24 protein-coding genes and 1 other RNA gene are annotated in these 21,287 nt (G+C 68.5%); 15 read left to right on the forward strand and 10 right to left on the reverse strand.

Going from position 1 to position 21,287, the window contains the following annotated elements:
- The 3 genes from ACMGER_RS09210 to ACMGER_RS09220 are packed head-to-tail and all read left to right on the forward strand — an operon-like array spanning position 1 to position 4,622.
- Positions 1-1,215, forward strand: a complete 1,215-nt coding sequence (locus ACMGER_RS09210) for a TIGR03087 family PEP-CTERM/XrtA system glycosyltransferase (RefSeq protein WP_436811859.1) — start codon at positions 1-3, stop codon at positions 1,213-1,215.
- A gap of 35 nt (positions 1,216-1,250) precedes the next feature.
- A complete protein-coding gene (gene xrtA, locus ACMGER_RS09215) occupies positions 1,251-2,738 on the forward strand; it encodes an exosortase A (protein WP_436812849.1) in 1,488 nt (495 codons plus the stop codon).
- Between the two features lie 3 nt (positions 2,739-2,741).
- On the forward strand, positions 2,742-4,622 hold the full coding sequence (locus ACMGER_RS09220; RefSeq protein ID WP_436811860.1) for an XrtA/PEP-CTERM system amidotransferase: 1,881 nt from the start codon (positions 2,742-2,744) through the stop codon (positions 4,620-4,622).
- Here the strand turns inward: ACMGER_RS09220 and ACMGER_RS09225 are convergent.
- From ACMGER_RS09225 to ACMGER_RS09240, 4 genes are all read right to left on the reverse strand, one after another.
- Positions 4,611-5,000, reverse strand: coding sequence for a PEP-CTERM sorting domain-containing protein (locus ACMGER_RS09225; protein ID WP_436811861.1), 390 nt, complete (start codon positions 4,998-5,000; stop codon positions 4,611-4,613). The two genes, ACMGER_RS09220 and ACMGER_RS09225, sit on opposite strands and share 12 nt — an antisense overlap.
- Before the next feature lie 152 nt (positions 5,001-5,152).
- The gene (locus tag ACMGER_RS09230; RefSeq protein WP_436811862.1) at positions 5,153-5,581 is read right to left on the reverse strand and encodes an MAPEG family protein; all 429 of its coding nucleotides are present in this window, start codon (positions 5,579-5,581) and stop codon (positions 5,153-5,155) included.
- 62 nt (positions 5,582-5,643) lie between these two features.
- Entirely contained in the window at positions 5,644-6,723 is a 1,080-nt protein-coding gene (locus ACMGER_RS09235) for a 1,9-bis(guanidino)-5-aza-nonane synthase (RefSeq protein ID WP_436811863.1), read from the reverse strand.
- A 120-nt stretch (positions 6,724-6,843) separates the two neighbouring features.
- A complete protein-coding gene (locus ACMGER_RS09240) occupies positions 6,844-8,061 on the reverse strand; it encodes a type III PLP-dependent enzyme (protein ID WP_436811864.1) in 1,218 nt (405 codons plus the stop codon).
- A 139-nt stretch (positions 8,062-8,200) separates the two neighbouring features.
- Between ACMGER_RS09240 and ACMGER_RS09245 the strand changes: the two genes are divergently transcribed.
- Positions 8,201-9,211, forward strand: coding sequence for a threonine ammonia-lyase (locus ACMGER_RS09245; protein ID WP_436811865.1), 1,011 nt, complete (start codon positions 8,201-8,203; stop codon positions 9,209-9,211).
- Positions 9,212-9,221: 10 nt separating this feature from the next.
- On the opposite strand, the gene ACMGER_RS09250 is transcribed toward ACMGER_RS09245, so the two are convergent.
- Both ACMGER_RS09250 and ACMGER_RS09255 read right to left on the reverse strand, forming a co-directional pair.
- Positions 9,222-10,037: a ferredoxin--NADP reductase gene (locus ACMGER_RS09250; protein ID WP_436811866.1), complete on the reverse strand. Its 816-nt coding sequence runs from the start codon at positions 10,035-10,037 to the stop codon at positions 9,222-9,224.
- Positions 10,034-10,489, reverse strand: coding sequence for a hypothetical protein (locus ACMGER_RS09255; RefSeq protein WP_436811867.1), 456 nt, complete (start codon positions 10,487-10,489; stop codon positions 10,034-10,036). Before ACMGER_RS09255 ends, ACMGER_RS09250 begins: the two co-directional genes overlap by 4 nt.
- Positions 10,490-10,569: 80 nt before the next feature.
- On the opposite strand from ACMGER_RS09255, the gene ACMGER_RS09260 reads away from it, so the two are divergent.
- Positions 10,570-10,764, forward strand: coding sequence for a hypothetical protein (locus ACMGER_RS09260; RefSeq protein ID WP_436811868.1), 195 nt, complete (start codon positions 10,570-10,572; stop codon positions 10,762-10,764).
- Positions 10,765-10,795: 31 nt separating this feature from the next.
- Here the strand turns inward: ACMGER_RS09260 and ACMGER_RS09265 are convergent, their stop codons facing one another.
- Positions 10,796-11,452 carry an alpha/beta hydrolase gene (locus ACMGER_RS09265; RefSeq protein ID WP_436811869.1) on the reverse strand — a complete coding sequence of 219 codons (657 nt, stop codon included), beginning with the start codon at positions 11,450-11,452 and terminating at the stop codon, positions 10,796-10,798.
- A gap of 102 nt (positions 11,453-11,554) precedes the next feature.
- Here ACMGER_RS09265 and ACMGER_RS09270 point away from each other — a divergent pair, with 102 nt between their 5' ends.
- The 10 genes from ACMGER_RS09270 to ACMGER_RS09315 all read left to right on the forward strand — a co-directional run bounded on the left by ACMGER_RS09270 (position 11,555) and on the right by ACMGER_RS09315 (position 18,594).
- Positions 11,555-12,658, forward strand: coding sequence for a cysteine desulfurase family protein (locus ACMGER_RS09270; RefSeq protein WP_436811870.1), 1,104 nt, complete (start codon positions 11,555-11,557; stop codon positions 12,656-12,658).
- Entirely contained in the window at positions 12,655-13,743 is a 1,089-nt protein-coding gene (locus ACMGER_RS09275; protein WP_436811871.1) for a cysteine desulfurase family protein, read from the forward strand. Before ACMGER_RS09270 ends, ACMGER_RS09275 begins: the two co-directional genes overlap by 4 nt.
- On the forward strand, positions 13,740-14,075 hold the full coding sequence (locus ACMGER_RS09280; RefSeq protein ID WP_436811872.1) for a 2Fe-2S iron-sulfur cluster-binding protein: 336 nt from the start codon (positions 13,740-13,742) through the stop codon (positions 14,073-14,075). The genes ACMGER_RS09275 and ACMGER_RS09280 overlap by 4 nt, the downstream gene beginning before the upstream one ends.
- A 236-nt stretch (positions 14,076-14,311) precedes the next feature.
- Entirely contained in the window at positions 14,312-14,608 is a 297-nt protein-coding gene (locus ACMGER_RS09285) for a hypothetical protein (RefSeq protein WP_436811873.1), read from the forward strand.
- Between the two features lie 36 nt (positions 14,609-14,644).
- Positions 14,645-14,743: signal recognition particle sRNA small type (gene ffs / locus ACMGER_RS09290), an RNA gene on the forward strand.
- Positions 14,744-14,913: 170 nt separating this feature from the next.
- On the forward strand, positions 14,914-15,384 hold the full coding sequence (locus ACMGER_RS09295) for a carboxymuconolactone decarboxylase family protein (RefSeq protein ID WP_436811874.1): 471 nt from the start codon (positions 14,914-14,916) through the stop codon (positions 15,382-15,384).
- On the forward strand, positions 15,381-16,253 hold the full coding sequence (locus ACMGER_RS09300; RefSeq protein ID WP_436811875.1) for a sigma-70 family RNA polymerase sigma factor: 873 nt from the start codon (positions 15,381-15,383) through the stop codon (positions 16,251-16,253). The genes ACMGER_RS09295 and ACMGER_RS09300 overlap by 4 nt, the downstream gene beginning before the upstream one ends.
- 59 nt (positions 16,254-16,312) lie before the next feature.
- Positions 16,313-17,929 carry a DNA polymerase III subunit gamma/tau gene (locus ACMGER_RS09305; protein WP_436811876.1) on the forward strand — a complete coding sequence of 539 codons (1,617 nt, stop codon included), beginning with the start codon at positions 16,313-16,315 and terminating at the stop codon, positions 17,927-17,929.
- The gene (locus ACMGER_RS09310) at positions 17,926-18,249 is read left to right on the forward strand and encodes a YbaB/EbfC family nucleoid-associated protein (RefSeq protein WP_436811877.1); all 324 of its coding nucleotides are present in this window, start codon (positions 17,926-17,928) and stop codon (positions 18,247-18,249) included. Before ACMGER_RS09305 ends, ACMGER_RS09310 begins: the two co-directional genes overlap by 4 nt.
- Before the next feature lie 72 nt (positions 18,250-18,321).
- Entirely contained in the window at positions 18,322-18,594 is a 273-nt protein-coding gene (locus ACMGER_RS09315) for a hypothetical protein (RefSeq protein ID WP_436811878.1), read from the forward strand.
- Between the two features lie 9 nt (positions 18,595-18,603).
- Here ACMGER_RS09315 and mtgA read toward each other — a convergent pair whose 3' ends face one another.
- The 3 genes from mtgA to ACMGER_RS09330 all read right to left on the reverse strand — a co-directional run bounded on the left by mtgA (position 18,604) and on the right by ACMGER_RS09330 (position 21,280).
- Positions 18,604-19,341 (reverse strand): monofunctional biosynthetic peptidoglycan transglycosylase, encoded by a 738-nt coding sequence (mtgA, locus tag ACMGER_RS09320; protein ID WP_436811879.1) that lies wholly within the window; start codon positions 19,339-19,341, stop codon positions 18,604-18,606.
- A gap of 21 nt (positions 19,342-19,362) precedes the next feature.
- On the reverse strand, positions 19,363-20,268 hold the full coding sequence (gene rpoH, locus ACMGER_RS09325; protein ID WP_436811880.1) for an RNA polymerase sigma factor RpoH: 906 nt from the start codon (positions 20,266-20,268) through the stop codon (positions 19,363-19,365).
- Positions 20,269-20,329: 61 nt separating this feature from the next.
- On the reverse strand, positions 20,330-21,280 hold the full coding sequence (locus ACMGER_RS09330; RefSeq protein ID WP_436811881.1) for an RluA family pseudouridine synthase: 951 nt from the start codon (positions 21,278-21,280) through the stop codon (positions 20,330-20,332).
- Between the last annotated feature and the right edge of the window lie 7 nt (positions 21,281-21,287).

Genomic DNA, 21,287 nt, shown 5'->3' on the forward strand with positions numbered 1-21,287 from the left:
ATGGGCGACATATTGTTCCTCGCCCACCGCGTGCCGTTCCCGCCTGATCGCGGCGACAAGATCCGCGCCTATCACATCCTGAAGCACCTGGCGGCGCGCAAGCGCGTCCATCTGATCGCCTTCGCCGAAGGCTCGCACGACATGAAATCCAAGATCGGGCTCGACCGGCTGACCGCCAACCGCTCGATCTTCTGGCGCTCCAAGACGCGGGCGCGGGCGGCGCTGGAGGCGCTGGTTTCCGGCCAGGCCGCGTCGGTCACCGCCTTCCGCCATCCCATGGTGCCGGGCGCGGTGCGGGCACTGCTCGCCCGCCATGCGATCGACACCATCTACGTCTTCTCGAGCCAGATGGCGCAATATCTGCCGCCGCCGAGCTCGCGCCGCCGCGTGGTGATGGACTTCGTCGACGTCGATTCAGCCAAGTTCGCCGACTACGCCCGGAGCGCTCGCTGGCCGATGAGCTGGCTCTATCGGCGTGAGGCGTCGACGCTGCTCGCGCACGACCGTGCGGTTGCCGCGCGCGCCGATCTCAGCCTGTTCGTGAGCGAGGCGGAAGCGGCGCTGTTCCGCGCCCGCACCGGCGCCGAGCGTGTCCATGCGGTCGAGAACGGCATCGACACCGACCGGTTCGCTCCCGATGCCGGTTTCCGTCGAATCGAATCGCCGGGTCAGCTCATCGTCTTCACCGGTCAGATGGATTATCCGCCCAATGTCGAGGCGGTGAGCTGGTTCGCCCGGTCGGTGCTTCCGCACGTCCGGCTCAGCCACCCGGATGCGCGCTTCGCGATCGTCGGCCGCAACTCGACCGCGGAGGTCGAGGCGTTGGCGCGCTGCGAAGGCGTGTTCGTCACTGGTGAGGTGCCTGACGTGCGCGGCTGGCTGGCCGCAGCGGCGGTGGTGGTGGCCCCGCTCAAGCTCGCACGCGGGGTACAGAACAAGGTGCTGGAAGCGATGGCAATGGCGCGACCGGTGGTAGCCTCGGGCGCCGCCGCGGAGGGAATCGACCATGACGGTACGATTCGCGTCGCCGATGGCGTGGGCGGCATGACGGACGCCGTGATCGCCTTGCTCGACGATCCCGACCAGGCGGAGGCGCTGGGCCGCTCCGCCCGCGAGCAGGTGAAGCGGCGCTATGCCTGGGACGCGCGCTTGGCGGTGCTCGACGAGCTGCTCGGCCTGACGCCGCGCAAGCAGCGACGGCCGGCTGCTGCATGACGCTGGCCTATCCCAGGAGCGCGTTTGTGACGCCGATGCCCGCCGCCTGGCGGACGCCGCTCGCATTGCTCGCGGGCGCGTGGGCGGCGCTGTTGATCCTGTTCCACGCAGACGTTGCCGATCTCGCCGGCATCTATTGGAATAGCACCACCTTCGGCCATTGCCTGTTCGTGCCGCCGGTGATCGCCTGGCTGGTATGGCAGCGCCGGCGCGAGCTTGCCGCGCTCACGCCTGAGGCGTGGTGGGTCGGGCAGGCGATCGTCGCGATGGGCGCCGCAGCCTGGTTCCTCGGCGACATTGCCGGCGTGGCTTTTGCCCGCCACCTCGGCCTCATCGCGATGATGCAAGGCGCCGTCGTCACGGTCCTCGGGCCGAAGGTGGCGCGAGGATTGCTGTTCCCGCTCGCCTATATGCTGTTCCTCGTGCCCTTCGGCGAAGCGCTGGAGGGGCCGCTCCAGACCGTCACCGTCGCCATCACCGTGCCGCTGCTGCACCTCTTCGGCGTGCCGGTGAGCGTCGACGGAGTGCTGATCACCATCCCCAACGGCTATTTCGAGGTGGCCGAGGCCTGCTCCGGCGCCAAGTTTGTGATCGCGATGGTCGCCTATGGCACGCTGGTGGCGAACGTCTGCTACGTCGCGTGGCGCCGGCGCATCGCCTTCTTCGCGATGGCGCTGGTGGTGCCGGTGATCGCCAATGGCCTACGGGCCTTCGGCACCATCTATGCCGCGCACCTGACCTCGGTGGAGGCGGCGACCGGGTTCGATCATATCGTCTATGGTTGGGTGTTCTTCGGACTGGTGATGGCGGCGGTGCTGGCGATCGGCTGGCGCTGGTTCGATCGCGATCCGGATGCGCCGTGGTTCGATCCAGCCAAGCTGGCCGGGCCGGTGCGCGGGCGGTCCGACCCCTGGACGGCGGCCGGCGCCGCGATCGCGCTGGCGACGCTGGCCTATGCCGGCGGCGCCGTCGCGGTCGGCCGCAGCGATGCGCTGCCGGCGCAGCTCGCGCTGCCGGAGGTGCCGGGCTGGCATCGCGTGCCGTTGAGCACGGCGGCGCCGTGGGCTCCCTATTATCCGACCGCCGATCATGGGCTGATCGGCCGTTATGAGGATGCCGCCGGGCACCGGGTCGATCTCGCCGTCGTGGTCTATGCCGGCCAGCGCGAGGGGCATGAACTGGTGAGCTTCGGCCAGGGCGTGCTGCGCGAGAACGATCATTGGGTGCGGATCGAGGATATGCCCGCGCTGGCCGACGGCTCGGTTCAGCGCATCACCGCGCCGGGACCGGTGGAACGCGAGGTCGCGACTTGGTACCGGGTCGCCGGCATGACGACTTCCGATCCCGGCCAGGTGAAGCTGGCGACCCTCAAGGCGAAGCTGCTGGGCGGGCCCCAGCGCGCCGTGGCGATCCATCTCTCGGCCGAATGCGCCGATGGCGATGCGAGGGCGGCGATGGCCGCTTTCCTTGCCGCGGCGGGACCGGTCGACCGGCTCGCCGACCGCATCGCCGCGGGACGCTGAACCATGTGCGGGATCGCGGGGATCTTCTACCCCGCCGTCGCCAAGCCGGTCGATCCTGCGCGCGTCGCCGCGATGACCGACGCGCAGGCGCACCGCGGGCCCGACGGTCGCGGCGTGTGGACCGCGCCGGGGGTGGGGCTCGGCCATCGCATCCTCGCGATCATCGACGTCGGCGGATCGCCCCAGCCGATGCACGCGGGGCCGCTGTCGATCACCTACAACGGTGAGATCTACAATTTCGCCGAGCTGCGCGCCGAGCTGGAGGCGAAGGGCGCCCGCTTCGCGACGCATGGTGATACCGAGGTGATTCTCCACGGCTGGCGCGCCTGGGGGCCGGCGCTGCTCGACCGGCTCGTCGGCATGTTCGCCTTCGCCATCCACGATGCCGAGGCGCAGACGCTGGTGCTGGCCCGCGACCGGCTGGGCGTGAAGCCGCTCCACTATGTCGAGCTGTCGGACGGCGGCGTAGCATTCGCTTCCGAACTCAAGGGGGTGCTGGCCCATCCTCTGCTTCGACGGGAGGTCGATCCGCGGGCGGTCGAGGATTTCATGGCGCTCGGCTATGTCCCCGACCATGCGAGCTTCGTCGCCGGCGTGCGCAAGCTGCCCGCGGGCAGTTTCCTCCGGCTCGAGCGTGGCAAGCCGGTAGGCGCGCCGCGGCGCTATTGGGACGTCGATTTCTCGAGCCGTGCCAAAGGCTCAGTCCGTGATCTTGAGTCCGAGTTGCTGGACCGGATGCGCCGCGCGGTCACGTCGCGCATGGTCGCCGACGTGCCGCTCGGCGCCTTCCTCTCGGGCGGGGTGGACAGCTCCGCCGTGGTCGCGCTGATGGCCGAGGCGAGCCCCAAGGCGGTCAAGACCTGTTCGATCGGCTTCGACGAGGCCGATCACGACGAGACCCGCTACGCCCGCCTGATCGCCGATCGCTTCAGGACCGAGCACCGCACCCGCACCGTCGCGTCGGACGATTTCTCGGCTGTAGACCGGCTGGTCGAGGCGTTCGACGAGCCCTTCGCCGACGCCTCGGCGCTCGCCACCTATCGCGTTTCGGAACTCGCGCGCGAGACGGTGACGGTGGCGCTGTCCGGCGACGGCGCCGACGAGGCGTTCGCCGGCTACCGCCGCTATCGCTTCCATGCCGCCGAGGAGCGGGTGAGGGGGCTGCTCCCGGCGGGTGCGCGCGCCGGGCTGTTCGGCACGCTCGGTCGGCTCTATCCCAAGGCCGACTGGGCACCGCGGCCGCTCCGGGCGAAGGCGACCCTGCTCGCGCTCGCCGACGACGGCGCCGCCGCCTATGCCCGCGCGGTCGGCGTCACCGCCCCCGAGACGCGCGACGGTCTCTACACCGACGCCTTCCGCCGCACGCTCGCCGGCCATCGCGGCGAGGATGCGATGATCGCGACGATGCGTGGTGCGCCGGCACGCACGGGACTCGACGCGGCGCAATATGCCGATCTCCACCACTGGCTCCCCGGCGACATCCTCGCCAAGGTCGACCGCACCAGCATGGCGGTGAGCCTGGAAGCGCGCGAGCCGTTGCTCGACCATCGCCTGATCGAGTTCGCGGCGACGCTGCCGCCCTCGCTCCGCATCCGCGCGGGGCAAGGGAAATGGCTGATGAAGAAGGCGCTCGAGCCCTATCTGCCGAAGGACATCCTCTACCGGCCGAAGATGGGATTCGTGACCCCGGTCGGCGCCTGGTTCCGCAAGGACCTCGCCGAAGAGGCGGCGATGCTCCCCCGCTCACCGGTGCTGGCGCCATGGTTCCGGCGCGAGGCGCTGGAGCGGCTGGCCGAGGACCATCGCGCCGGCCGCACGGAGCACGGCCGGACGCTGTGGCAGTTGATGATGCTGGAGCGCGCGCTCGGCCGCTTACGCGGCTGAGCGCTTGCGGCGGCGCATCCGGCCGGCCGCGAGCAACGCCAAGCCGCCGCCGAGCAGCGACATCGTCGCTGGCTCGGGAACCGGCGTGGGCCCGCCGCTGCTGCCGCCGCCGCTCGAAGACCCGCCGCTGCTGCCCCCGTGCCCCGACGAGCCGCCCCAGCCGCTGCTGCCGCCGTGGCCCGAGGACCCGCCCCACCAGGAGCCGCTGCTGCCGCCATGTCCCGATGAGCCGCCCCAGTTCGGGTGCTTCCACGACGCGCTGCCGTAGTTCTTCGAGCTGTAGGTCAGGGTCGAGCCGTCGGAACCGCCCTTCGCGAGCGCTGCGCCCGGAAGCACCGCCGCCGCGGCCGCGATCAGCACGATTTTGCCCCTGTTCATCATTATGTCCCCCTTGCCGTTACGTGATCGGATTGACCGGTCATGATTAAGCAAGAGGTGGGCCAGCGGCTCGGAACCCGCGGATTCCGGGGCCTCGCCTGGTTAAGGCCGTCACGGCGCGGTACCGCCGCTGTCAAACCAGCCGACAGGTGTCATGCGAACGCCACCATCGCGGCATGAAGTGTCAGCGCCACCAGCAGCAGCGTCGAGACCATGAACACCGCGAAGCGCGGCGCGACGCGGTTGACGGTCGCCTGGATGAGGCTGTGGACGATGCGCAGGCCGGCATAGCCCCAGGCGATCCATGCGCTGACGCCGTTGCCGCTGCCCATCACCGCCAGCGTCAGCGCGACGGCATAGAAGATCGTCGGCTGCTCCATCAGGTGATTGTAGTTGTGCGACGGCCATTGCGCCTTGGCCGGCAGCACGCGATCGGCGTCCGAGCCCTTCCCGCCGACCAGCTTGGTGATGTCGATGCCGGCCGCGCGCATCGCCGGCATACGGGCGGCGATCATCCACAGCCACATCACCAGCGTCCAGGCGACCAGGACGACGACCGGCTTCAGGATTTCCGAGTGCATGAAAAAGCCTCCCCCAAATGATCTCCGGGGGAGGCTGCCTCAATCAGTTGCGATGTGCAACCTCAGGCGAACAGCTTCGCCCAGCGGCGCTTCTCGCGATCCTTCCACAGGCCACGGTGATAGGCGTCGCTGGCGAGCAGCGGCATCACACTGCCGGCCTCGGCGAACACCATCTGCTCGATGCCGGTATTGACCTTGCCCCAGCTCGCCGCCTCCTGGAGGGTCGAGGACGAGCAGGCGCCGTCGCGGACGTCGGCGACGGTGATCTGCACCGCGTATTTGTGCACCTCGACATCCTCGTGGCCGAGGATCTCGGCGCAGACGACGGTGTCCTGGATGAAGTTCTTGGGCACGCCGCCGCCGATCATCAGCAGGCCGGTGGTGCCCGCCGCGATCTTGATCTCGGTGAGCTCGCGGAAGTCGGCGACCGCATCGATCATGAGGTAGGGCTTGCCGGCCTTCATCTGGTCGACCTGGTGCTTGACGAGGCCGAAGCCGGCCGACGAGTCGACGAACGCCGGGCAGAAGATCGGCACGTCATGCTCATAGGCGAGCTTGACGAGGCTGTTCTCCTTCTTGCCGTGCTCCGAGAGATAGCGCCCCATCTCGCGGATGAACGCACGCGACGAATAGGCCTTGGGCTCCAGCTCGTTCGCGATCTTGTTGATCGTGAAGTCGCAGTCCTGGAGCTGCTCCTCGTCGATGTAGGTGTCGTAGATGCGGTCGATGTAGAGCGAACGCAGCGTGTCGTCGTCGGGCACCTCGAGCGCCTGATAGTGCTTGTGGCCAAGCCCCTCGAAGAAATCCATGTCGACGATGGTGGCGCCGGTCGCGACGATGCCGTCGACCATGTTGTTCCGCACCAGCTCGGCATAGAGGTCCATGCAGCCGCCGGCCGAGGTCGAGCCCGCGATCACCAGGAAGATGGTGCAGTCCTTGTCTGCGAGCATCTGGTTGTAGATCTGGGTCGCGCGGCCGAGGTCGCGGCTGGTGAAGCTCATGTCGGCCATCGCGTCGACGATCGGACGCGCGTCGAACGATTTGATGTCGATGTGCTTCACTTCCTTCGACAGCAGCTCGGCCTTGCGCGTGTCGTTGATCGGCCCCTGCGCGGCCGCGGTCTTGGTGAGGGTGTCGGTCATTCGTTCCTCCATACACCGTCACCCCGCCGAAGGCGGGGGGGCCAGGACCACAAGCGAATCGCTCGTGACGCTGGGACCCCGGCCTTCGCCGGGATGACGATCAGAATAGCGTGGTAGTCGTTACAGCGTGACGACGTTCGACGCGACCCGGCGATCCTCGCTGGTGTAGAGCGAGGCCATCGGTTCGTCCTCCACGATCACCGTCTCGTCCGAGCCGAAGCCGTTGAACGCGGTGCGCATCGCCGCGCCATAGGCGCCGAGCATCCCGATCTCGAGATAGTCGCCCGCCTTGACGTCCGCCGGCAGCATGAACGGCCCGGTCATGTGGTCGAGGTCATCGCAGGTCGGTCCGTAGAAGCTGAACGCCATCTCCCTGGCGCGGCTGTCGGGCTCGCGCAGCAGCGTGACGGGAAAGCGCCAGCCGATGTGCGCGGCGTCGAACAGCGCGCCATAGGCGCCGTCGTTGATGTAGAGCTCGTCGCCGCGGCGCTTCTCGACGCGCACGATCAGCGAGCTGTACTCGGCGCACAGCGCACGGCCCGGCTCCGCCCACAACTCGGCCGAATAGGAGACCGGCAGGCTCTCGAACGCGCGGTGGATCGTCTCGAAGTAGCGCTCGAGCGGCGGAGGCTCCATGCCTGGATAGGTCGAGGGGAAGCCGCCGCCGACGTCGATCACGTCGACGGTCACCGCCGCCTCGACGATCGCCTGGCGCACGCGCTCCATCGCGTCGGCATAGGCCTGAGGCGTCATCGCCTGGCTGCCGACATGGAAGCAGATGCCGAGCGCGTCGGCGACCTGACGGGCGCGGAACAGCAGTTCCTTCGCCTCGCTTGGGCTCACGCCGAACTTGGAGGCGAGGCTGAGCTTCGAATGCTCCGACGACACGCGCAGGCGCACGCACAGCGTCAGGTCCTCGGCCCCGCGCGTTGCACGGACGATCTTGTCCAGTTCCTCGACCGAATCGAGGCTGAACACGCGGACACCGTGATCGAAATAGGCCTCCTCGATCGCCTCCTCGGCCTTGACCGGGTGCATGAAGCACAGGGTCGCGCCCGGCAGCGTGCGCGCCGCCAACCGCACCTCGCCGACCGAGGCGACGTCGAAATGCGTGATTCCGCTGTCCCACAGCACCTTCAGGAGCTCGGGCGAGGGATTCGCCTTCACCGCATACATCGAGCGGCCCGGAAACTTCTCGACGAAGAATCGGGCGGCACGCGATGCTGCGTGGGGACGAATGAGCGTGACCGGAGCAATCGGTCGCTGAGCGAGGGCGATTCCGCGAGCGGAATCACAGTGGGCAATCGCTAGCCCCAGCGCGTTATGATGCTTGGACAATTCAAGGGACCTCCAATTGCCTTGCGGCATACGGTGACAAAAGCTGCCTTGCGGTTGGAAGTCCCATGGGGCAGCGGACGGCGCACATAGGATCGGGAGTCCCCGATGTAAAGCGGTGAAATGCGATGAAAGGCGAGATGTGACGATCGTACGACAACCGACGCGTGCCGGGGTGCGCGACGCCGCCGCCAAGATCGCGGCGATCCTGCCGATGACGCCGCTGTTCGTGGCGGAAATCCGCGGCGTCCGGGTGGGGATCAAGGCAGAGTGCCTGCAGCCGATCGGCGCGTTCAAGATCCGCGGCGCCTGGCATCGGCTGACGGCGATCGACGAGGCGACTCGCGCGAAAGGAGTGGTGGCCTTCTCCTCGGGTAATCACGCGCAGGGCGTCGCCTGGGCGGCGAAGCGGCTTGGCATTCCCGCAGTGATCGTGATGCCGTCCGACGCACCGGCGGCGAAGCGCGACGCGACGCTCGCGCTTGGCGCCGAGATCGTGCCCTACGACCGGATGACCGAGAACCGTGAGAAGATCGCGGCGCATCTCGCTCATGCCCGCGGTGCGACGTTGGTGCCGAGCTTCGACGATCCCTGGGTGATCGAAGGACAGGGCAGCGCCGGGATCGAGGCGACCACGCAGTTCCATGAGACCGGCCTCGGCGACATCGCGCGGGTGGTGACGCCCTGCGGCGGCGGCGGACTGGCGGCGGGGCTTGCGCTGGCATTGCCGGATGCGGCGATCCGCGTCGCCGAGCCGGAGGGTTGGGACGACATGCGCCGCAGCCTCGAAGCGGGATGGATCGAGGAGGTCGGGCCGAACCCGCCGTCCACTGCCTGCGACGCGCTCCAGACGCTTCGGGTTTCGCCGCTCACCTTCGAGGTGCTCGCGCACCGCTCGGCGACCGGTGTCGCGGTCACCGAGGATGAGGTGCGCAAGGCGCAACGCTGGGCGGCGGCGAAGCTCAGGCTGGTGGTCGAGCCGGGCGGCGCTGCGGCGCTCGCGGCGTTGCTCAGCGGCAAGGTGGCGCCGGAGGAAGGCACGCTGGTGCTCGCCTCGGGCGGCAATGTCGATATCGACGCCTATGCCCGCGTCCTCGCCGGGGAAGGCGCGCCGGCGCCCGCCTTCCCGGCGCTCAGCGATAGCCCGTCGTGAGGAGCTCGACCTAACCCACGAACGCCCGCTCGATCACATAATCGCCGGGCGCCGCGTTCGAGCCTTCGACGAAGCCGAGCGCGTCCAGATCGGCGGACAGGTCGCGGATCATCGTCATGCTGCCGCATAGCATCACCCGGTCCTGCAAGGGGTCGAGCGCGCGCGGGCCGGTGACGCCCGGGCCGAACAGCGCGCCGTTGCGGATCAGCGTGCCGATACGGTCGGTAAGCGGGAACGGCTCGCGCGTTACCGTCGGCACATAGGCGAACTGGAGCAGCGCCTGGTCCTGCACCAGCGGATCGCCGGCGAGCTGTGCCTCCAGCTCGGTGCGATAGGCGAGGTCGCTCACGCGACGTACCGAATGCACCAGCACGATCTGCGCGAACTGCTCATAGACGTCGGGATCGCGCGCCAGGCTGAGGAAGGGCGCCAGGCCGGTGCCGGTCGCGAACAGGAACAGCCGGCGGCCGGGCTTCAGCGCATCGGTCACCAGCGTGCCGGTGGGCTTGCGGCCGAGGAACAGCTCGTCGCCCGGCTGGATCGTCTGGAGCCGCGAGGTAAGGGGGCCGTCGGGCACCTTGATCGACAGGAACTCCAGCTCCTCCGCCCAGGCGGGGCTGGCGATCGAATAGGCACGCAGCAGCGGCTTGCCCTCGCTGGGAAGGCCCAACATCACGAACTCGCCCGAGCGGAAGCGGAAGCTCTGCGGGCGGGTGATGGTGAAGCTGAACAGATGCTCGTTCCAATGTCGTACGGCGCGCACGCGCTCGACGGTCAGGACGCCGGAGGGCGCCAGTCCGGGGGCAGCGGCGATGCGGTCACTCATGATCTGGGTTCTTCTCCGGTGAGGGAATCGGGAACGGGCGGCGCCATGCCGGCGGCGACCAGCACGGCGGTGAAGCTGCGCACCGCCCGGTGAGCGGCGGTGACGAGTTCGGGATTCGGCAGCATCAGCGCAAGTGTCGCATGGACACGCGCGTCGGCATTCGGATCGCTGGCGCCGAACAGCTCCAGCAACAACGCTTCATCCTCGGAGACGCGCGGGGAACCGGGCGTCATCACCTCGAGCGGCCGCTCCGAGTCGCGTGAGAGCAAAGCCATCGCCATCGCGAAATGCGGCAGGCCCGCCGCAAGGTCGTGCCGGCCGAACGCCGGGCCGAGCTCCGCCCCCAGGCAGATCCGCTGGCCGATCGCGGCGACGGCGGCGCGGGCGGCCCACAGCAGAAAGGCCTCGCTCGTTCCGAGCGCGCCGACCGGCCGATCGAGATAACGGTACATGGGACATGTCCCCGAGTCTGGAAGCTGGGCGGGGCGATGCCATCGTTTGCTATTGCAAGTCAATCGCAAATACTCGAACGGTGGCTAATCCGGGCAGGCTGCGTTACACGCGCGGCATGGCCAATGTGACTGCCGCGGTGGCGATGATCGCCGTGTTCGCGCTTGCCGCGGGCGGGCTCTATCTGATCGCCAGGCGGCGCGAGCGTACCAAGGGCGCGCTGATGCTCGCCTGCGCGGCCGTGATCCTGGGGAACGTGCTGATCTGGACGCTCTAATTCCCTCTCCCGCCGGGAGAGGGATGAGCGGTCACCGGATCGGCGAGTTCGGATCGAGCCGCATGTCCAGATATTTGTCCACGCTTCCCATCAGTTCCGACATCTCGTTCTGGAAGAAGTGGTTGGCCCCCGGAATTACGTCGTGGTGGATGGTGATGTGCTTCTGGGTGCGCAGCTTGTCGACCAGCTTCTGCACTGCGCCCGGCGTCACCACCTCGTCGGCTTCGCCCTGGATGATGATGCCCGAGGCGGGGCAGGGCGCCAGGAAGGTGAAGTCGTACATGTTCGCCGGCGGCGCGATCGAGATGAAGCCGCGGATTTCCGGGCGGCGCATCAGGAGCTGCATCCCGATCCACGCGCCGAAGCTGACGCCAGCGACCCAGGTCGTGGACGCCTCGGGATGGAAGCTCTGGACCCAGTCGAGCGCGCTCGCCGCGTCGGAGAGCTCGCCGACGCCGTTGTCGAACGTCCCCTGGCTCTTGCCGACCCCGCGGAAATTGAAGCGCAGCGTCGCGAAGCCGCGGCGCTGGAAGGTCTTGTAGAGTTCCTGCACGATGTGGTTGTTCATCGTGCCGCCCGATTGCGGATGCGGGTGGAGGATCATCGCCACCGGCGCGCGCGGCTTGGGAGCGGGAGAGAAGCGGCCTTCGAGACGGCCTTCGGGTCCTGGAAAGATGACTTCGGGCATGGAACCTGCGGATTAGGATGGCGCGTTGAGTGGCGCGCGAAAGCAGGCGCGCTATATAGGCAAGGGTTGCGTGCGCGCAATCATTCTGAGGTTTGCGTTGCCGTGACCCGCCGTCTCTATCTCGATCATGCCGCGACTACACCGATGCTGCCCCAGGCCGCGGAGGCCGTGGCGCGCGGGCTGGCCGGCTGGGCCAATCCGTCCTCGCCCCACGCCGAGGGCCGCGCCGCGCGCGCGGCGCTGGAGAGTGCGCGCAGCGTGATTCGCGCCGCCTATGGCTGGCCGCACGAGCTGATCTTCACCAGCGGCGCGACCGAGGCGATCATGCTCGCGCTGGGCCGCGCCCAGGTCGAATCGCGGCTGATCGCGGCGACTGAGCATGATTCGGTGCTGCGCGCCGCGCCCGATGCGGTGCGTCTGCCGGTGAAGGCGGACGGCCGGATCGACCTCGACCTGCTCGAAGCAGAGCTGGCGGTGGCACCGACGCCGGCGCTGGTCGCGGTTCAGTGGGGGAACAGCGAGACAGGGGTGATCCAGCCGCTCCGTGCGATAGGCGAACGCGTCGCCGCCGCCGGTGCCAGGCTCTTCGTCGACGCCGCGCAGATGCCGGTCAACTGGCAGGGCGGCGATCTGCCCCAGGAGACCGCCGACCTGATCGCGGTCTCCGCCCATAAGCGCGGCGGCCCGCCGGGGATCGGCGCGCTGCTGGTGCGCGACCTGGGATTGCTGCTGCCGACCGGCGGGCAGGAGCGGGGCTATCGCGGCGGGACGGAGAACGTGCCGGCGGCGCTCGGTTTCGCGTCGGCGGTGATCGTGCCCGAGGACCTTGACGCGATGGCGGCGATGCGCGTGCGGCTCGACGGCGCGATCCGCGCGCTCGGCGGCGAGGTGGTGGCCGGCGACAGCCCGCGCGCGCCGCACATCGCTTCCTACCGCCTGCCGGGGATGCCGGCGGCGGCGCAGCTCATCCGGTTCGACCTGTCCGGCATCTCGGTGTCGGCGGGCTCCGCCTGCTCCTCGGGCAGTATGCGGCCGAGCCATGTGCTCGGAGCGATGGGCTGGGAGGGGGCCAAGGCGGCCGAGGTGATCCGCGTGAGCTTCGGCCGCACGACCACGCCCGCCGACGTCGAGCGCTTCATCTCGGCCTGGGCCGAGATCGCCCGCGATGTCCGCGCGCGCGCCGGGGAGACGGTCGAGCCGGCATGATCTACCTCGATTATCAGGCGACCACGCCGCTCGCGCCCGAAACGCTGGCGGCGATGCTGCCCTGGCTCGAATCGCAGCACGCCAATCCGCATTCCGCCCATGCGCCGGGCCGGGCGGCCAGGGCAGCGGTGGAGGTCGCGCGGGACCAAGTGGCGGCGCTGCTGCCCTCGGGCGGACGCGTGACCTTCACCAGCGGCGCCACCGAGGCGCTCAACTGGGCGATCAAGGGCACGCGCGGCGGCATCGTCACGATCGCGACCGAACATGCCGCGGTGCTGGACACCGCCGAGGCGCTCGCGCGCGAAGGGCGGCCGGTCACCGTCCTGCCCGTGGAGGCGAACGGGCTGGTCGATCTCGATCGCGCGCGTGACGCGATCGTTTCCGGCACCGGCCTCGTCGCGGCGATGCTGGTCAACAACGAGATCGGAGTGATCCAGCCGATCGCCGAGCTCGCGCGGCTGGCGCATGATGCGGGCGCGCTGTTCCTGTGCGATGCCGTGCAGGGCTATGGCCGCGTCGCCATCCCCGATAGCTGCGACATGATCGCTATCTCCGCGCACAAGATCCATGGCCCCAAGGGCGTTGGCGCACTTTGGCTCCGCGACGGCGCGGCGCCCGAGCCGTTGCTTCACGGCGGGGGCCAGGAGATGGGCGGCCGGTCCGGCACGCTTTCGCCCGCACTCTGCGTCGGGTTCGGCACCGCCGCGAAGCTCGCCCGCGACCGGTTCGAGGAGGATCATGCCCATGTCGGCCGGCTGTTCGCGCGCGCGCTCGACCGCATGGCCGGCTGGACGCTCAACGGGAGCGATACGCGCCGTTACCATGGCAATCTCAACCTGCGCCTGCCGGGCCTGGACCTCGCGCGCCTGATGAGCGAGCTTCGCGACATCGCATTCTCCGCCGGCTCGGCCTGCGCGAGCGGTTCCGGACGGCCTAGCCATGTCCTCCGTGCGATCGGCCTCGGTGACGCCGAGGCACGGACGAGCATCCGGCTGGGTTTCGGCCGCTACACGAGCGAGGACGAGCTGATGACGGCGCTGGGCCGCATCGACGATGCGGCACGCGCTCAAAGGAACGCGGTATGATCCGCATCCGTTTCGTCAGCGCCGACGGGCTCGGGATCGACGAGGCCGAGGGAACCGAAGGCGACAGCCTGCTACGCCTCGCGCAGGCGCGCGGCCATCCGCTCGAAGGGACCTGCGAAGGCGCGATGGCCTGTTCGACCTGCCACGTCATCGTCGCGCCCGAGGATTTCTGGAGGCTGCCGCCCGCCAGCGAGGAGGAGGAAGACATGCTCGACCTCGCCGCCGGCGCCACCCGCACCAGCCGGCTGTCGTGCCAGATCACGCTCGCGCCCGACCTCGACGGCCTCACGATACGCATCCCCGCCGAGGCGCGCGACATGCGCGGCCGTTAGCTTCCTAGTCTATATCCTGGATCATTCACGCTGCGGAGCAATTCCGCCGCCCCAAGGTCCGTCGTCACAAGATCCGCAAGTACCGGCGCGTCCGCGTCGCCGGCGACGGTTTGGATGCTCGCTGCGCGTGTGCCTCTCCGGCGTCGCGCGGCGGTTTTTCGTTCAGGAAACATGCGTTTTCGATGGCTTATGCTCTCACATTGCCCGACGAATCGGGCCTGTTGGGAGTAACAGAGATGAAACTGATCGCATTGACTGCGGCTGGTCTTCTCGCCGCCGCTGCGCTCGCGCCCGTTCCGGCCGCAGCGCAATATCGCCATGGCTGGGACGGTTATCACCGCGGCTGGCATGATCGCGGCTGGGACGACCGTCGCTGGGATCGCCGGCGCCACTGGGACAATCGCCGCTACTGGCACCGCGGCCCGCGCTATCGCTATCGCGACCGCTGGCATCATCGGCGCAGCTATGTCCGCTGCCGCTGGGTGCGCGGCTACTATGGACCGCAACGCCGCTGCTTCCGCGTGTGGCGCTAAGCGCTTGATCGCGCCGCCCGACTCCCCCATATGCCGCGCGGGAGTCGGGCGGACGTGTGCCGTCGCCAACCCGGTCAGGTCCGGAAGGAAGCAGCCGTAACGATTTCGCCGCGGGTCGTTCCGGCTCCCACCGCGCGCTGCGCCAGAGCGCCGTCCGACATAGCTTGTCTTGAGCGCCTGCCTTAGCAGGCAGTCGAAGGGCGGCTTCGTCGGGCGCTCCCACCCCAAAAAATTTTCGCCTCCATGTCACACAAGGGTCCGCTGCCTCGTCATGCCATCGAGCCATGACGAAAGGAGCGAATATCATGACCCCCCGTCTCAAAGTTTGGGAAGTCGCGCCGCAGATGATGCAGGCGTTTGCCGATTTCTCCGTTGAGCAGGCCAAGGAAGGCCTCGAACCCTCGCTGCAGGAGCTGGTCAAGATCCGCGCGTCGCAGATCAACGGCTGCGCCTTCTGCCTCCACATGCACACGCTCGAGGCGCGCAAGGCCGGCGAGAGCGAATTGCGGCTGATGATGCTCCCCGCCTGGCGCGAATCGCCGCTGTTCACCGCGCGCGAGCGCGCCGCACTCGCCTGGACCGAGGCGCTGACGCGATTGTCGGAGACGCACGCGCCTGATGAGGACTATGCCGAGCTTGCCTTCGAGTTCACGCCGGAGGAACAGGTGAAGCTGACCATGCTGATCGGCATCATCAACGCCTGGAACCGCTTCGGCGCCGGCTTCCGTGCCGTTCACGCCGGTCATCCGCCCGTTGAGGCGAAGGCGGCGGCATGAGTTCGCGCGAACCGGCCGCGGACGCTGCGGCGAGTTTCGATCCGCTGCGGCCGCGGCTGGTTCGCGTCGCCTATCGGATGCTGGGGTCGGTGGCCGATGCCGAGGATGTGGTGCAGGACGCTTTCCTGCGCTGGCTCGGCACCGATCGCGACGCGGTGCGGGAGCCCGAAGCGTTCCTGCGCCGGGTGGTGACGCGGCTGTGCCTCGACCAGCTCAAGTCGGCCCGCCACCGACGCGAGGATTATGTCGGACCGTGGCTGCCGGAGCCGGTGGTCGAGCCCGAGCCGGCCGAGGACGTGACCTTGCCGCTGATGCTCGCGCTCGAACGCCTCTCGCCGCTGGAGCGCGCGGCGTTCCTGCTTCACGACGTGTTCGGCCTCGGCTTCGACGAGGTCGCCGAGGCGATCGGCCGCGATTCCGCCGCCTGCCGCCAGCTCGCCTCGCGCGCCCGCGAGCATGTCCGCGCCGAACGGCCGCGCTTTCCGGTCGAGAAGGATCATGGGCTGGAGATCGCCGCCGCCTTCTTCGCCGCCTCGCGCGAGGGCGACATGGCGCGGCTGAGCGCGATGCTGGCGAGCGACGTGGCGGTTTATTCGGACGGCGGCGGCAAACGGGTCGCCGGGCTGCGGCCGATCATCGGCTTCACCGACGTGATGAAGCTGTGGACCAGCCTCGCGCGCTTTTTCCGCGGGGGCACGTCGCAGATGGTGCGCTACGGCTTCGTCAACGGCCTGCCGGGCTTCGTCACGCGCGAGGGCGACGGGATGCTCCAGACCACCGCGCTGCTGATCGAGGACGGCCGCATCAGGGCGATCTACGTGATGCGCAATCCCGACAAGCTCGGCCATCTCGAAGCCAGCGTGCACTGACGGAACGGATCGGGAACGCCGCATCGACATGGCGGCGGCGGACGCCTAGATTGCGGGCAATGTCCGATTCCCTCGATCTCGGCGAGCTGCCGCAGCCCAGGCGCGACGTCGCCTATCGCGTGCTGGCGCGCAAATACCGGCCGCAGACTTTCAGCGCATTGATCGGCCAGGATGCGATGGTCACCACGCTGGGTAATGCGATCCGGCGCGATCGGCTGGCCCATGCCTTCCTGCTGACCGGCGTACGGGGGGTCGGTAAGACCTCGACCGCGCGGCTGATCGCCAAGGCGCTCAACTGCATCGGGCCGGACGGGCAGGGCGGGCCGACCATCGATCCGTGCGGTGTGTGCGAGCCGTGCCGCGCGATCGCGGAAGGCCGTCATATCGACGTGATCGAGATGGACGCCGCCAGCCACACCGGCATCGACGACATCCGCGAGATCATCGAGGCGTCGCGCTACGCCGCGGTCTCGGCGCGCTACAAGATCTACATCATCGACGAGGTTCACATGCTGTCGAAGGCGGCCTTCAACGGGCTGCTCAAGACGCTGGAGGAGCCGCCGGCGCATGTGAAGTTCCTGTTCGCGACCACCGAGGTCAACAAGGTGCCGGTGACGGTGCTGTCGCGCTGCCAGCGCTTCGACCTGAAGCGCATCCCGGCCGAGCTGCTCGCGGCGCATTTCGCCGAGGTGGCACGTGCCGAAGGCGTCGACGCGGAACCGGAAGCGCTGGCGCTGGTCGCCCGGGCAGCGGAAGGATCGGCGCGCGACGGCCTTTCCATTCTCGACCAGGCGATCGCCCATGCCGGCGAGGAGGGCGGCAGAGTGACCGCGGCGGCGGTGCGCGACATGCTCGGCCTATCGGATCGCGGCGCAATCCGGGCGCTGTTCGGCCACCTGATCGCAGGCGATGCGCCGGCGGCGCTCGCGGCGTTGCGCCAGCAATATGATCTCGGCGTCGATCCGGCGGCGGTGTTCAAGACGCTGCTCGAGACGGTGCATGGCGTCACCCTGGCCAAGCTCGGCGCCGATATGTCGGCGACCCAGGCGGCCGAGGAGCGCGAGGCGTTCGAGGGCTGGGCGGCGGAGCTGGGCTTCCCGGCGCTGCATCGCCTGTGGCAGCTGCTGCTCAAGGGGCATGACGAGGTCGCCAGGGCGGCCCTGCCGATCGAGACCGCCGAGATGGCGCTGCTCCGCCTGATCCACGCCGCGAGCCTGCCGGATCCGGGCGAGCTTGCGCGGCGGCTGGCGAGCGGGGAGGGGCCACCCGCAGCTCCCGCAGTTCCCCCGCCGCCGCCCGTCGAACAGCCGTTGCCGACCAGCGTCGCAGAGCTGGCCGTGCTGTTGGAGGACAATCAGGAACCGATGCTCGGCCGGCGCGTACGCAATTCGCTGCGGCCTGTGCGGTTCGAGCCGCCGGAGATCGTCGCCAGCTCGACGACGCCGTTGCCGGCGGATTTCCCGCGCGAGCTCGGCGAGGCGCTGCGGCGGATCACCGGCCGCAAATGGCGTATCATCACCGATACGGCGCCGGGCGCCGCCACGCTCGCCGAGGAGGAAGCGGCGGCCGACGAAGCGGAGCGCGAAGCGGTGCTCGCCTCGCCGATCGTCGCCGCGGCGATGGCGGCCTTTCCGGGCGCCGAACTCGACTGGACCAATCGGAGCAGGAAGCAATGAAGAACCTCGAAGATATCATGGCCATGGCGCAGAACGTCCAGGCCGAGCTCACCAAGGCGCAGGAGACCCTCGACGCCATCGAAGTGGAGGGCGTCGCGGGCGGCGGGCTGGTCAAGGTGCGCGCGTCGGCCAAGGGCCGGATCATCTCGGTCGACATCGACGAATCGCTGCTGCAGCCCGGCGAGAAGGGGATGGTGGAGGATCTGGTCGCCGCCGCCTTCAACGACGCGCGTGCCAAGGCCGACGCCGCGTCGCAGGCCGAGATGGGCAAGCTCACCAGCGGCCTGCCGCTGCCGCCGGGCTTTAAGTTGCCGTTCTGAGGCCGTTGCGCCAAGGGAACGGCCGTTCGCTCCCCTTCGTTGTGGCCTCAGTCATAACGAAGGGAGTGGATCATGAGCGACGATCGGGTCGAGACGACCACCACGCGTCCTGCTGACGGGGGCGGCCCCAACGTAACCGTTGTCGAACGTCGCGGCGGTGGCGGCGGGTTGGTGATTGGTCTAATACTGCTCGTGGCCGTAATCGTGGCCGCGGTGTTCCTGATCAATCAGAGCAAGAACGATACGCTCAAGACCCAGGCCGTCACCGAAACGGCCAAGGACGTCGGCGCCGCCGCGGACAAGGTCGGCGATGCAGCGGGAACGGCGGCCAATAAGATCGATTAGCGCGCGGCCTCAGCGCAGGCAGGCGTCGAGCCCGCCATCGCGCACCGCGGCGATACGGCGGTTGATCGCGTTGCCGTAGCGGCGGGTGAACCCTCTCGGCGCGATGCCGGGCCGTTTCTTGGGCAGCGGCAGCACCGCAGCGATCTGCGCGGCCTCGTGCGAGGTCAGGCGCGAGGCATCGTGCCTGAAATAGCGCATCGCGCCAGCGTTGACACCGTAGGTGCCGATGCCGGTCTCGGCGACGTTGAGGTAGACCTCCATGATTCGTCGCTTGCCCCAGATCGTCTCGATGAGGACGGTGAAATAGGCCTCGAACGCCTTGCGGACATAGCCGCCGCCCTGGAACAGGAAGACGTTCTTCGCGGTCTGCTGGCTGATCGTCGAGCCGCCGCGGATGCGGCCGCCCTTGGCGTTGCGGACGGCGGCGCCGGCGATCGCCTTGAAGTCGAAGCCGTGATGCGAGCAGAAGCGCGCGTCCTCCGCCGCGATCGCGGCGCGCGGCATGTCCGGATCGATGCGGCTCAATGGCATCCACCTCTTGGTGACGCCGTGGCCGGCGAACACGTCGCCGACCATCGTCCAGGTGACCGGCGGGGGCACGAACCGGTAGATCGCCGTCATCGCCACCGACAGGATCACGAAGGCGAGGATCAGCCGGAACAGCCAGCCGAAGACGCGGCGAACGAAAGAGCGCGGCCGCTTGGCACGGCCGCGCCTGTTCGTCCCATTGGCAATGACGCCCCCCATGCGAGCGACGCTAGCCGCGACTTACGCCGCCGCCAACAGCCGCTTCTCGCCGGCGAGGCGCATCATCGCCTTCTGCAGCTTCTCGAACGCGCGGACCTCGATCTGGCGGACGCGCTCGCGGCTGACGCCGTAGACCTGGCTCAGCTCCTCGAGCGTCTTGGGATCGTCGGTCAGGCGGCGTTCGGTCAGGATGTGCTTCTCGCGCTCGTTGAGATCCTCCATCGCCTCGACCAGCATGTCGTGGCGAACGTCGGCTTCCTGCGCCTCGGCGACGATCGAGTCCTGCAGCGGCGAATCGTCGGCGAGCCAATCCTGCCACTGGCCCTCGCCGTCCTCGCGCATCGGCACGTTGAGCGACGTGTCGCCGCCCATCGCCATGCGCCGGTTCATCGAGTTGACCTCGTCCTCGGTGACGCCCAGATCCTTGGCGATCTTGGCGACATGCTCGGGGGAAAGATCACCTTCCTCGAAAGCGTCGAGCTTGGACTTCATCCGGCGCAGGTTGAAGAACAGCTTCTTCTGCGCCGCGGTGGTGCCCATCTTCACCAGCGACCAGGAGCGCAGGATGAATTCCTGGATCGAGGCGCGGATCCACCACATCGCATAGGTGGCGAGGCGGAAGCCCCGGTCCGGCTCGAATTTCTTGACGCCCTGCATCAGGCCGATGTTGCCCTCGGAGATCAGCTCCGAGACGGGCAGGCCGTAGCCGCGATAGCCCATCGCGATCTTGGCGACGAGGCGCAGGTGCGAGGTCACGAGCTGCGCCGCGGCCTCGGGATCGCCATGCTCCTGGAAGCGCTTGGCGAGCATATATTCCTGCTCGGGAGCGAGGATCGGGAACTTCTTGATCTCGGCGAGATAGCGGTTGAGGCTCGCCTCGCCGCCGAGCGCGGGGATCGTCGCGGGGACGTTGGTTGCGCTTGCCATGTTGAAGTCTCCCTTCTGCGGAGGAACGCCCTCGTAAGGGGCCGTGCCGCGTTTCAAAATTCTATACGACAAGTTCGGTGAACAGTTCCTGCATGTCTGCAGGCATTTCGCTATCGAACGCCAAAGCGTTGCTTGTCACGGGATGAATGAACCCGAGATGAGCCGCGTGCAACGCCTGGCGTCGGAAATTCAGCGTTTCCAATAACGCACGATGCCCGGCTTTGGTTCGTCCGTAGACCGGGTCGCCGAGCAGCGGATGGCCGATCGATGCCATGTGGACGCGCACTTGATGGGTGCGGCCGGTTTCGAGGCGGCATTCGACCAGCGTGGCGTCGCGAAGGTTCCGAAGGTTCCGGTAAAACGACACGGCGCGTCTGCCACCACCCTCGACGATCGCCATCTTCTTGCGGTTCGTCGCCGACCGCGCGAGCGGGGCGTCGATCGTCCCTTGCGGCGGGCTCGGCCGGCCGGACACGATCGCGAGATAGCGCCGGTCGATCGAATGCACCTTGAACTGCTTCGCCAGACCTTCATGCGCCCGATCGGTCTTGGCCGCGACCATCAGGCCCGAAGTATCCTTGTCGATACGGTGGACGATCCCTGGGCGCGCCACGCCGCCGATGCCGGAGAGCTGCCCGGCGCAATGGTGGAGCAGGGCATTGACCAGGGTGCCGTCCGGATTGCCGGCCGCCGGATGGACGACAAGGCCCGCCGGCTTGTCGATGACGATCAGATGCTCGTCCTCGTAGGGGATGACGAGATCGATCGCCTGCGGTTCGTTATGTGCCGGTTCCGGGTTCGGAACGGCAATGCGGAACTCCGCGCCGGCAGGCGCCTTGCGCGCCGGATCGCGGGCAGGGCCGTCGGGACCGATGACGCGACCGGACGAGATCAGCGCCTTCAATCGTTCGCGGGAGAGGGTGGGCACCGCATCCGCCAGCGCACGATCGAGCCTCCACCCGTCCGCCGAGCCAGCAATCCGCGCTTCGATGATGGAAACCCCCCGGTCCATTGCGTAG

Origin of the sequence: Sphingomonas astragali (assembly GCF_051400615.1) — a bacterium.
Lineage (GTDB): Bacteria > Pseudomonadota > Alphaproteobacteria > Sphingomonadales > Sphingomonadaceae > Sphingomonas.